The sequence below is a fragment of the Natronoglycomyces albus genome, from assembly GCF_016925535.1.
GTDB lineage: Bacteria > Actinomycetota > Actinomycetes > Mycobacteriales > Micromonosporaceae > Natronoglycomyces > Natronoglycomyces albus.
This window is the reverse complement of the sequence record NZ_CP070496.1, coordinates 1,020,662-1,032,428: the sequence shown is the minus strand read 5'-3', so window position 1 is coordinate 1,032,428 and position 11,767 is coordinate 1,020,662. Positions and strand designations below refer to the sequence as shown.

Here is an 11,767-nt window from a genome sequence, read left to right as displayed (position 1 = left end):
CGCCGAGAGCGATTCGAGCCCGAAATCCACCTGGAAAATTTCCCCGTCTCGGCGCGTCGAACCCATCGTTCCAACCCGGTTTACCGCCGAGGGTCACCTCAACCAAGCCCCATCGCCAACCGGGAGTTGGTGGGCCGCAAACTCTGGGGCGAGAGCGGGATCGGGCTCGACCTCGGAGTGCGTCAGCACCAACACCGTGGGGCCCGCCCCGGAGATGGCGGCGGCAAACCCAGCCTCCCGCAGGCGGCAGACCAGTTCCCAACTGTGCGGCATCACTGAGGCCCGGTAAGACTGGTGCAGCCGGTCTGAGGTCGCCTCCCACAACAGCCTCGGGTGGCGAGTAATAGCCTCAACGAGCAAGGCGGCCCGAGCCACATTGAACGCCGCGTCAGCATGGGGAACCTTGGGTGGCAACACATCGCGCGCCTGGGCGGTGAACCCAACTTGGGCGGGAATGAAGACCCACGGAGTCACTGTCGTGTGTGGCTTCATCGAGACCGCATGCGCTCCGCCCACTGTGGAATAGGCAATCGTGAAGTCACCGTAGATACATGGGGCCACATTGTCCGGATGGCCCTCGATCTCCCCTGCGATCCGCAGTGCGCGTTCGCGATCAACCTCCACATTGGCCGCGGCGTGCGCCAAGTAGACCCCGGCGACGATCGCCGCTGAAGAGGAACCCAGGCCACGGGCGTGCGGAATCCGATTGCGTGCCTTCAGTTTCAGGCCTCGCACCTCATCGTGGCCCAGCTGTAGAAGTGTGCGCAAGAACGCGGAGACCACTAGGTGCCGCCTACCGGCTCCCACGGTGTCGGCGCCCTCTCCGGCAACCTCAATGAGGATGTCAACCCCCGTCAGCTCGATAGAGACCTCATCGTAGAGCCCCAGAGCTAGACCGAACGAGTCATAGCCAGGGCCAATGTTGGCCGATGTGGCCGGGACGATGGCCGTGTGGGGGCCAGGCAGCAATTCACTCACGGGGCCATCCTACGGCCCAAGGAGGCTACGGCCATGCCAACACAACGCCGCTCCCGCCAGACGGACAGGCGGAAGCGGCGAGCAAACACCACGGAAGGACCGCCGATGTCGACTACACGAGCCGACAGCGGCGGTCCTCCTCGACAAGCGGGAACTACAGCTGCGCGCGCACCTGCTTTGCCGCCTCCACCAGCGAGGCCAGCGCTGGCTCGACCTCCTTGTATCGGCGGGTCTTCAGGCCGCAATCCGGGTTCACCCACAGGCGTTTGGGGTCAATGACGGCGATGGCTTTGCTCAGCGCTGAGGCGATTTCCTCGACCGTGGGCACCCGTGGGGAATGGATGTCGTAGACGCCTGGACCCACGCCCCGGGCGAACTGCGAGGCGTGCAGGTCCTGGAGGACCTCCATCTTCGAGCGGGATGCCTCAATCGAGGTGACGTCGGCGTCAAGGGCGTTGATCGCGTCAATGACCTCACCGAACTCCGAATAGCACAGGTGAGTGTGAATCGCTGTCTCCGGCTTGACCACGGCGGTGGCGAGGCGGAAAGCGTCGGTGGCCCAGCGGCGATAGTCGTCTTGTTCTGCTTGGCGCAGCGGCAGCATTTCCCGCAGCGCTGGCTCGTCGACCTGGATCACCTTTAGTCCGGCGGCTTCCAAGTCGGCGACCTCGTCGCGCAAGGCGAGCGCCACCTGCGCGGCGGTGTCGGACAATGGCTGGTCATCTCGGACGAAGGACCAGGCCAGGATCGTCACTGGCCCGGTGAGCATTCCCTTGACAGGTTTGGTGGTCAGAGACTGGGCGTAGGCCGACCAATCGACGGTGATCGGGCTGGGGCGCGATACGTCGCCAAAGAGGATCGGTGGCCGCACGCAGCGGGAGCCGTAGGACTGGACCCAACCGGCCTCGGTGGTGGTGAACCCGGCCAGGTGCTCGGCAAAGTACTGCACCATGTCGTTGCGTTCGGCTTCGCCGTGCACGAGCACGTCAAAGTCGAGGCGTTCTTGGAGTTCGATGACGGAGGCGATCTCTTTTTTGAGTCGGGACTTGTAGTCCACGTCGATCATGAGCCCGTTGCGGTGTTGTGCTCGGGCCCGGCGGATGTCAGTCGTCTGCGGGAAGGAGCCGATCGACGTGGTGGCCAATGGCGGAAGTGGGGTATGGGCTTCCTGCGCCTTGACGCGGGTCTCGAAGTCGTCTCGTTGGGTTGCCGAGGCATCCAAGCTGGCCAGGCGTTGGCGAATGTGGTCGTTGCGCCAGGCGAGGTTGGATTCTCCTCGGCTCCAGCGTTCGCCATCTGGCTGGGCCAGTTGCGACACTTCGCGTATTTTCTGGCGGGCGAACGCCAGGCGCTGTGCGAGCTCGGGGGCCAGCCCAGTTTCCGCCTCAAGGTCGACCGGAACGTGCAGCAGGGAACACGAGGAGCTGACTCCGACGGTAGTGGCGACGGCTTTGATCCGGTCGACAATGGCGGCGGCCCGCACGGTGTCGGTCCGCCAGATGTTGCGCCCATCAACCACTCCGGCCACGAGGGTCACCTGTGGGGGAACCTCGTTTGCCTCCAGCCAGTCGATGTCGGACGCACCGGCGACCGCGTCGATGGCCAGCGCGTCGATTCCTGAGTTGAGTAGCAGCGGCAGGGCCTTGTCGAAGGAGCCGTAGCCGCCGGTGACGAAGATGTTCGCCTCGGTGTGGGCCAGCGCGGTGTATGCGGTGGCGACAGCGGCCAGTTCGGCCTCGGTGCGGTCGGCGCACAGGGCGGGTTCGTCGAGTTGGACCCAGGTGGCTCCGGCTTCGGTGAAGGCCGCGAGAAGGTCGCGGTAGCAGGCGATGAGGTCCTCGAGGCGGCTCAATGGATGAAAGTCGCTAGGTGAGCCCGGTTCGGGTTTGGCCAGGAGGAGGAAGGAAATCGGCCCTAGCAGGACCGGGCGCGCTTGGAGGCCCCGCTCCACCGCTTCGTGGTACTCCTGAAGGGCCTTCTGTGGCTGGGCGCTGAAGACGGTGTCAGGACCTAGCTCGGGAACGAGGTAGTGGTAGTTGGTGTCGAACCACTTGGTCAGTTCCAGGGGCGCCAGTTCGGCGTTGCCGTGCGCGGCGGCGAAGTACTGCGCGAGAGTGCCACCGACGTTGCGGTAGCGCTCGGGAATGGCACCGACGGCAGCAGTGGTGTCGAGGACGTGGTCGTAGTGCGAGAACACGTTGACCGGCACGGAGGTCAGGTCTTGTGCGCTGAGGTCGGTGAGCATTTGGGCGCGGACCTCAGCTGAGGCGGCGGCGAGTCCGGCGTCGTCGATGTTTCCGGCCCAGTAGGCCTCGACGGCGCGCTTGAGTTCACGCTTGGCGCCAATGCGGGGGTAACCCAACACGGTGGCGGATAGCGGATGGCGTGTGGTCATAGTGGTGGCTCCCTCGAACAACCAGTCTTGCTTTCGTCTACGAGGCTTGTTGCCGCGCGCTGGGGCCGATTGTGTTCGGTCCCGGGCTCGCTTTGCGTGTGAACAAGCCTCCATGCCTCACGGCTGCGGGCATGGGAGGGCGGCAGGTATTCGGACTCATGGGCTCGCCCGCGTCGTCTCAGCAGTCCGACCCTGGGCCGGGCTGCGTGTACTGGACGCGGGTTGTCTACTTGCCGTGGCTTCCCGGGCCACACGAAGCTGGTGGCTTTGTGTGGTACCCAGTGCGTTGACTCACCCTCGTTGGGCCAGTTACGGCGTTCGTTCCCAATTACCGCTGCGGGGCAGTCCCGGACTTGGCCTTATTCGGCGGCCGCACCGGGTTCCCTCTTCCGGTCGAATCGGGCGCCTATGGTGTGGCGTCCATTCTCGACTGTTCGCTGCCTGACATCATCGCGCCAGGCAGACCAACCTCTCTATAGATGGTACGCATCTTCCGCATATTGGGATGGCGGTGGGGTTGGCGTGTCTCATCCTGTATTTCCTGGCTGACAGACGACACTCTCAGCAGGGAAATGATCGAGCCGGTACGGCGCCATTGCCTCGCCACATAATGGGAAACTAGACGTGTTGTCAACAATAAGGCGGTGTGGGCCCCACCTGATTCAGGAAAGACCCTCACCGCCTCGATCTCGCTTACCAATGTGCGCAGCCGCGCGGCACGCCCAAAAATTCCCCTCGAACTGGACGCGACTACAAGCCCAGCGCCGTTGCCGCCGTCGCGACATCGGCGGGAATCTTCTTTGGCTGCGCGGCCGTGGTGACCGCCCAATCGGGATCCTTCAGCCCATGGCCAGTGACCGTACACACGATCCGCTGGCCGGGAGTGATCCATCCGGCCGCGGCCTTATTGAGCAATCCAGCCACCGAGGCGGCGGAGGCCAACTCGACGAAGACGCCCTCCTCGCGAGCCAATCGGAGGTAGGCACGGTGAATATCGCGGTCGGTGGCCGCGATGATGTCACCGCCGGAGGCATCCCGGGCGTCGAGAGCGTTCGTCCACGAAGCTGGGTTTCCAATGCGGATCGCGGTGGCGATCGTCTGCGGGTCATCCACCACGTGCCCGCTGACGATCGGAGAAGCCCCCGAAGCCTGCACGCCCAACATGCGTGGCAGGCGAGTCGCGTTGCCTTCCTTGAAGTCTTCGTTGTATCCGGCCCAATAGGCGGTGATATTGCCCGCGTTGCCCACCGGCAGACAGTGGATATCGGGTGCGTCGCCAAGTGTGTGAACGATTTCCCAGGCAGCGGTCTTTTGCCCCTGAATGCGGTAGGGGTTAATGTGATTGACCAGCACAACCGGGTAATCCTGCGACAACTTGTCGGCGACGTTGAGGCAATCATCGAAGTTCCCATCCACCTGCAAAAGCGTGGCCCCATGCACCAGCGCCTGGGCCAGCTTGCCCAGAGCGATCTTCCCAGCCGGAACCAATACCGCACAGGTGATTCCCGCCCGGGCCGCGTAGGCGGCCGCCGAGGCCGAAGTGTTGCCCGTAGAGGCGCAAATGACGGCCTTGGCACCTTCTTCGACCGCCTTGGAGACAGCCAACGTCATGCCTCGGTCCTTAAACGAACCGGTCGGGTTGGCGCCCTCGATCTTCAAGAAGACTTCACAACCGGTGGCCTCCGACAACGAATAGGCCGGAACCAGCGGCGTCGCCCCCTCCCGCAGCGTGATGCGCGGCGTGGCGTCGGTGACGGGAAGCCGGTCGGCGAATTCTTCGATTAGTCCGCGCCAGCCACCGGCTTGGCGCATCTGGCCCACATTCATGTGGATGCACTTCCTTTAGTTTGAGTTATTCGCAGTCGCACACAGGCAATCGCCCGTGACCGTCCACGGCCAGGCACAGCCATCGCCAGTCAGGGTCGGTAACCATGATGCGCAGAACGCCCCAGCAGCTGTGACCAGGCAAGACACAGTGGCCTCGATATAGGGCGAAGTCTACGCGGGCTGCGTCGGTCAGGCTGGTCGGCTCAGGCGAATCTGCCCACAGAACACAGCCGAATACCCCAAGGAGCCACTGGCGAGACGCGACTAGAGCCTTCGGGCCTACTTACCCTCGACTCGCATGACGCTGGTGACCTCGCGAACGAGGTCAGAGTGCGACAAGTCCTCAACGGTGGCCGAGAGCTGCGCGTCGGTGGCCGCATGCGTGACCACCACCAGCTGAGCTCCCGCCGCCTGCTTGTCGGCCGGAGCCGAAGAGGCGGCGCGCCCCGCCTGTCGTACCGTCGCCAGGCTGACATCGTGATGAGCGAACATGGCGGCCACTTGTGACAGCACACCCGGTTCGTCGGTGACATCCATGCACACGTGGTAACGCGTGGAGGCCTCACCGATGGATTTGACGGGCAGATCGCCCCAGGCCGCCTCCGGGCGGAAGGCCGTCACGCCACCGCGCCGATGGCGGGCAACCGCGACGATATCGCCCAAGACAGCGGAAGCCGTAGCGGTGCCACCGGCTCCGGCTCCGTAAAACATAAGGCTCCCAGCGGCCTCAGCTTCGACAAACACCGCGTTATAGGCACCGTTGACGCTGGCCAATGGGTGGGCCTTGTCGATCATCGCCGGATGCACCCGCACACTGACCCCATCGGGTTCCCGAGTGGCGATGCACAAAGGCTTGACAACGCAACCCTGTTCAGCGGCCGCGGCCACATCAGCGGCGGTCACGTCGGTAATGCCCTCCCGATACACCTCGGAGAGTTCCACTTTGGTGTGGAAGGCCAACGAGGCGATGATGGCGGCCTTCGCGGCGGCGTCATAGCCGTCGATGTCGGCCGACGGGTCGGCCTCGGCGTATCCCAACTCGCCCGCCTCAGCCAGCGCCTCCCCGAACGAGGCCCCGGTTTGCGTCATCTGAGTGCAAATGAAGTTCGTGGTGCCATTGACAATGCCAAGCACACGATCGATGCTGTCGCCGTGGAGCGAATCGCGCAGGGGCCGCAGGAGCGGGATCGCCCCGGCCACGGCCGCCTCGTAATAGAGATCGGCATCGCCAGCCACAGCGGCGGCGTTGAGACTCGCCCCATCGGCGGCCAACAACGCCTTGTTAGCCGTGACGACGGCCTTGCCCTCAGACAGCGCGGTCGTAATCCAGGTGCGGGCCGGTTCGATACCTCCGGCCACTTCCACCACAATATCGACATCAGGGCGTTTGACCAGCCCCAAAGCATCGGTCGTAAACAGGTTCGGGTCAATGGGAAGGTGCGAGCGGTCACGGCCGGGTCGTCTGACGGCGACGCCGGCGATCTCCATTCGCTCCCCAATCCTGGCGGCCAGATCATCGGCTTTGTCGTGCATGAGGCGAACGACTTCGCTTCCGACGGTTCCACAACCCAGGAGGGCGAGCTTCATGGGATACCTCTCTTCGTTTAGCCGACGTCCAGTCTCAATAGATCGTCAACGGTTTCGCGCGCCACGATGGGGCGGGAAGCGCCATTGCTAACACTGATCACCGGTGGTCTCGCCACATGGTTGTAATTGGAGGCCATACTGCGGCAATAGGCGCCAGTGCCCGGTACCGCCAGCAGGTCACCTGGGGCGACGTCGGCAGGTAGAAATTCATCTTTAACAAGGATGTCACCGGCTTCGCAATGCTTTCCCACTACGCGGGCAAGGACGGGCCTTGCCGCAGAAGAGCGATTGGCGACAGTTGCCGAGTATGGCGCATCGTAGAGAGCTGGACGAATGTTGTCGCTCAACCCGCCATCTACTGAGACATACAAGCGGCTGGCTCCCCCCGACAGCGTCACGGGTTTCACGGTGCCGACGCGGTAGAGCGTGAACATGGACGGGCCGATCAGGCTCCGGCCCGGTTCGATCGAAAGACGCGGGGCCTCGATCCCTGCCTCAGCGCACTCGCGCCGCATGATCGTGGCAAACGAGGCGGAGATCTCCGCAGGGTTCATTGGTGCGTCCTGGCTAGTGTAGGCCATTCCGAAGCCGCCGCCGAGATCCAATTCCGGCAGTGTCACATCGAAATCAGTCTGCAACTGGGTCTGAAGTTTCACCAGCCTGGCAGCCGAGACCTCAAAAGCTGCGGTCTCAAAGATCTGCGAACCGATGTGGGAATGCAGACCCAACAACGTCAGGGAAGTCTTCGACATGACCTTTTGCGCGGCCTGATAGGCGTCGCCGCCGCTGAGGGAGAAACCGAACTTCTGATCCTCGTGCGCGGTGGCAATGTACTCATGAGTGTGGGCTTCGACTCCGACATTGACCCGCACCATAACGCGGGCCCGCACGCCCAAGTCTGCGGCCAGCTCGGCCAGACGGTCGATTTCGACCAGCGAGTCAACAACAACTCGCCCAACCCCGACGGTGAGGGCCTGCCGCAGTTCCGCGACGGACTTATTGTTGCCGTGCAAAGCGATAAAGTCCGGCTCGACCCCAGCGGCCAAGGCCACGGCCAGTTCGCCGCCCGAACAAACGTCAACCCGCAATCCCTCTTCGGCGGCGATACGCAATACGGCCTTACTGCAAAACGCCTTGGAGGCGTAATAGACATCGGCGTCGGCGAAGGCGGCCCGCCAGGTGCGGCACCGTTCACGAAAGTCGTCTTCGTCCAGGATGTAGGCGGGGGTGTCGTACTCCTGAGCCAGGTCTGAGACCGTGACTCCAGCGTCACGACCCGATTCGGATTCACCACCAAAGACCGTCAGCTCGCCATCGCTGTTGCGACCCACGTTCGAGGGCCACAAAATGGTGTGCAGTTGATTGACATCCTCTGGCACCGGCAACCATCCGGGGCGCAACGCCGCGAAGTCACCATGCATCGCTCCGGCTTCGTGAATGCGCATAACTTCCTTTCGGGGGCGCTCACGCCCAACAGGCCCAATGCGTTGGCCAAGACGGTGCGAGTGGCCGCCATCAGATGTAGCCGAGCTCGACCAGTCGCGGAGAACTCCTCGTCACCTTGCGGCAAAACGCGGCACTCCCCGTAGAAGCGGTGATATGCCGCCGCCAAGTCTTCCGCATAGCGAGCGACTCGGTGCGGTTCGCGCAACTCGCCAGCGGAGGCGACCACGGCGGGGAACTGCGCTAGCTGCTTGAGGAGGTCCGTCTCCCGGTCGTGAGCCAGCAAGGCCGGGTCGAACTCGCCATCGACGGTGGCCCCAAAGTCGCCAGCGTTGCCAATGACCGAACAAATGCGGGCGTGCGCGTACTGGACATAGTGCACCGGGTTGTCGTTGGAATTACGCGACCACAGATCAAGGTCCAGGTCAATCGCGGTGTCCATCGAGAAACGCGCTAGCGCGTACCGGGTGGCGTCGACACCGATGGCATCCACGACGTCTTCAAGGACCACAACGGTTCCCGCCCGCTTACTCATCCGGACGGGTCTACCTTCCCGCATCACGTTGACCAACTGGCCGATGAGGATTTCCAGATGGCGGTTCGGATCATCGCCAAAGCACGACACCATCGCCTTCATTCGGCCAATGTATCCATGGTGGTCCGCGCCGAGCATAATAACGACCCGCTCGAAACCACGGTCGCGCTTGTTCAGGTAGTACGCGCAGTCGGCGGCGAAATACGTCCAGTCCCCATCGCTCTTACGCAGCACCCGGTCCTTGTCGTCACCGAAGTCGCTCGTGCGCAGCCACACCGCGCCCTCATGCTCATACACATGCCCGGCCTCCCGCAACCGATCCAGCGCCTTTTGTACCCCGCCGGTGGTGTGCAGGTCCTTCTCGTTGAAGAACACGTCGAAGTCGACGCCGAACTCATGCAGGCTGTGCTTAATATCGGCGAACATCAAGTCGATGCCGACCGTGCGGAAGACTTCCTGCGCGTCCTCGGCCGTCAGCGCATCTGGCCGCTTGGCCACCACCTGGTTGGCGATGTCGCCGATATAGGCACCGCCGTAGCCGTCCTCGGGCGGAGCCTCGCCCTTGGCGCTGGCGAGCAGAGACCGGGCAAACTTGTCAATTTGCGCCCCGGCGTCGTTGAAATAGTATTCGCTGGTCGTCTCGGCCCCGCAGGCCCGCAGGACCCGTGCCAGCGCGTCGCCGACAGCCGCCCACCGGACACTACCGATATGCAGTGGCCCCGTGGGGTTGGCAGAGACGAACTCCAGGTTGATCTTCTCGCCCGACTGTGAGGCGTTATGGCCGAAGTTCACGCCCTCGGCCAGCACCTTCGCGGCCACGGCGCCAGCCGCGGCGGTGTCCAAGGTGATGTTGAGGAATCCGGGCCCGGCCACGTCTACCTTGGCAATGCCCTCGAAGTTAACCAAGACCTGCGCCACCTTCGTGGCCAACTCGCGCGGATTGGTTCCAGCCCGCTTGGCCAACTGCAGCGACAGGTTCGAGGCATAGTCGCCGTGTTCGGCATTGCGGGGTCGCTCGACGGTCGTTTGCGTCGGAATTAGCGCGGTGTCCAAGTTCTCAGCCTCGAACACGGCCCGCATGGCTTCGGTCACTTTTTCTGCGAGGGTCTCAGGAGTCACCCGTTAATCTTAGACCGGGTACGCTGGTTGGCATGGGCTAGGCACACCCGGTGTGGCTGGTCTCCCCCCGATCATATGCAACAGCCACCCTATAGAGGTTCCCTTCATGTCCGCGAAACGCCACCCTGGCTCGAAAAAAGGTAAGAAGAACGGCCGCTCGGTGAAGGTCGAGAAGCCCAAACCCTGGGGCTTGATACTCACGTTTACCGGTGTGGGCGTCGTCGCCGTCGGCATGGTCGCCGCCGCCGCGTGGGTGGTCTTCGACCGCACGAAGGCACCAACGGGCGCGGAGGAATTCTTCGGCTCCCACGAAGGCTACTGGGATCTCATCGAGGCCGTCGAGAACGGTGATGTCGACGAGGACGACCTAGAACACCCCTGGGTCATCGACGGCACCCACGTTGACTCCGGCGACCCCAACTTTGAGCCGGTCGACTACCAGGTCACACCACCAGTAGGCGGGCCTCACCACAGCCAATGGCAAACCTGCACCGGAATCGTCTACGGCGACGAACTCATCGATGAGCACGCCGTACACAGCCTCGAACACGGAGCCGTGTGGGTCACCTACGACCCTGACCAGGTCTCCGAGGACGACATCGAGACACTGGCGGGCAAAGTACAGGGCCGCGACTACACGATGATGAGCCCCTACCCGGCGCAGTCTGCCCCCATCTCGCTCCAGGCCTGGGGCGTCCAGCTGACCACCGACAGCGCCACCGATAACAACATCGATCGCTTCATGCAGCACTACCTGCGCAATAACGACATCACCCCGGAACCACACGGCACCTGCTCCGGCGGCTTCACCGGAACCAAGGCCGACGACCCGATGGCCAACCTGACGCCCGAAGAACTAGCAGAGCTCGAGGAAATGATGAGCGAGGGCGGCGAGGATGACTCCGACGAAGAATCGAGCGAGGACTAGCCGCTTGAGCTGAGCTCACCGGCGGTCTAACGGCTTGCCCCAAAGCGGGCACCCACGCAGTTGACCGCTCGCTCTACCAAAGCTAGAGCACCTGGCCAGGTATGCCACCGCCACGCTCTCACAGACGCGCTGCCCCACGCAGCGCCAGAGCCCAGCCAAGGCACACCTGGCCAGGCTCATGCCTCGACCCCTGCCGCCTAACCCATGTACGCCCAGACCACGCCTTAGCCCACTACCTCCAGCTGAGAACCGGGCCGCTCCTAGAATGCGAAACATGACCCGACCTGTTATCTACCTCGTGTGCACGGCGCTGGCCTCCTTCGTGGCCGGTGCCAGCCTGATGGTGATTTTGAATGCCTCCAGCCCCGGCGAGGACTCGGCCGAGGCCGGCTTCGCGCGCGACATGTCGACACACCACGCGCAGGCGGTGGCCATGTCGATGCATCAATGGCACTCGGGCGAGGATGAGGCGCTGCGCGCCATCGCCTACGACATCGCCACCGGCCAACAGGCCGAGATTGGCATGATGAGCGAATGGCTGCGCGACTGGAACGTGTCAATGACCTCCAGTCAGCCACCGATGGCCTGGGCCCAGGGCGAACACGCGCACGACAGTAGCGACGGCCTGATGCCCGGCCTGGCGACACCACAACAGCTGGAGGAGTTCTACGCCCTGGAAGGCCGCGACGCCGACATCATGTTCGCCGAACTGATGATCCGCCACCACATCGGCGGCGTCGACATGGCTGAGGCGGCCTTGGCCTCCAGCAGCCACGACGACGTGACCTCCTCGGCACGGCGCATGGCGGCCAACCAGAAGACCGAAATCCGGGCCATGGAGATGCACTTGGAACGGATACTGGAGGCCACGTCTGCGGACGATTAACCCCGGCGAAGACTCCCGACCGCAAGCAAACCGGGCCCAAGGTTTGCCTTCGCCCCCGGTCGGCGGGAT

General features: G+C 63.6%; 7 protein-coding genes, 1 pseudogene and 1 riboswitch. Of the genes and pseudogenes, 2 read left to right on the top strand and 6 right to left on the bottom strand.

Going from position 1 to position 11,767, the window contains the following annotated elements:
* Nucleotides 1–93: 93 nt before the first annotated feature.
* The 6 genes and pseudogenes from thrB to argS form a co-directional block, all read right to left on the bottom strand.
* Entirely contained in the window at nucleotides 94–978 is an 885-nt protein-coding gene (gene thrB / locus JQS30_RS04370; RefSeq protein WP_213172166.1) for a homoserine kinase, read from the bottom strand.
* Nucleotides 979–1,132: 154 nt separating this feature from the next.
* Nucleotides 1,133–3,373, bottom strand: a complete 2,241-nt coding sequence (gene metE, locus JQS30_RS04365) for a 5-methyltetrahydropteroyltriglutamate--homocysteine S-methyltransferase (RefSeq protein WP_213172165.1) — start codon at nucleotides 3,371–3,373, stop codon at nucleotides 1,133–1,135.
* 141 nt (nucleotides 3,374–3,514) lie between these two features.
* Nucleotides 3,515–3,780, bottom strand: a riboswitch (cobalamin riboswitch).
* Nucleotides 3,781–4,123: 343 nt separating this feature from the next.
* Nucleotides 4,124–5,200 carry a threonine synthase gene (gene thrC, locus JQS30_RS04360; RefSeq protein ID WP_246498047.1) on the bottom strand — a complete coding sequence of 359 codons (1,077 nt, stop codon included), beginning with the start codon at nucleotides 5,198–5,200 and terminating at the stop codon, nucleotides 4,124–4,126.
* 279 nt (nucleotides 5,201–5,479) lie between these two features.
* The gene (locus tag JQS30_RS04355) at nucleotides 5,480–6,787 is read right to left on the bottom strand and encodes a homoserine dehydrogenase (protein ID WP_213172164.1); all 1,308 of its coding nucleotides are present in this window, start codon (nucleotides 6,785–6,787) and stop codon (nucleotides 5,480–5,482) included.
* 17 nt (nucleotides 6,788–6,804) lie between these two features.
* Nucleotides 6,805–8,232, bottom strand: a complete 1,428-nt coding sequence (lysA, locus tag JQS30_RS04350; protein WP_213172163.1) for a diaminopimelate decarboxylase — start codon at nucleotides 8,230–8,232, stop codon at nucleotides 6,805–6,807.
* A gap of 5 nt (nucleotides 8,233–8,237) precedes the next feature.
* Nucleotides 8,238–9,884: pseudogene (gene argS / locus JQS30_RS04345) on the bottom strand (arginine--tRNA ligase); the annotation flags it as partial.
* Between the two features lie 106 nt (nucleotides 9,885–9,990).
* Between argS and JQS30_RS04340 the strand changes: the two are divergent.
* Together JQS30_RS04340 and JQS30_RS04335 are read left to right on the top strand one after the other, a co-directional pair.
* Nucleotides 9,991–10,812: a thioredoxin-like domain-containing protein gene (locus JQS30_RS04340; RefSeq protein WP_213172162.1), complete on the top strand. Its 822-nt coding sequence runs from the start codon at nucleotides 9,991–9,993 to the stop codon at nucleotides 10,810–10,812.
* Between the two features lie 274 nt (nucleotides 10,813–11,086).
* On the top strand, nucleotides 11,087–11,698 hold the full coding sequence (locus JQS30_RS04335) for a DUF305 domain-containing protein (protein WP_213172161.1): 612 nt from the start codon (nucleotides 11,087–11,089) through the stop codon (nucleotides 11,696–11,698).
* The last annotated feature ends 69 nt before the right edge of the window (nucleotides 11,699–11,767 follow it).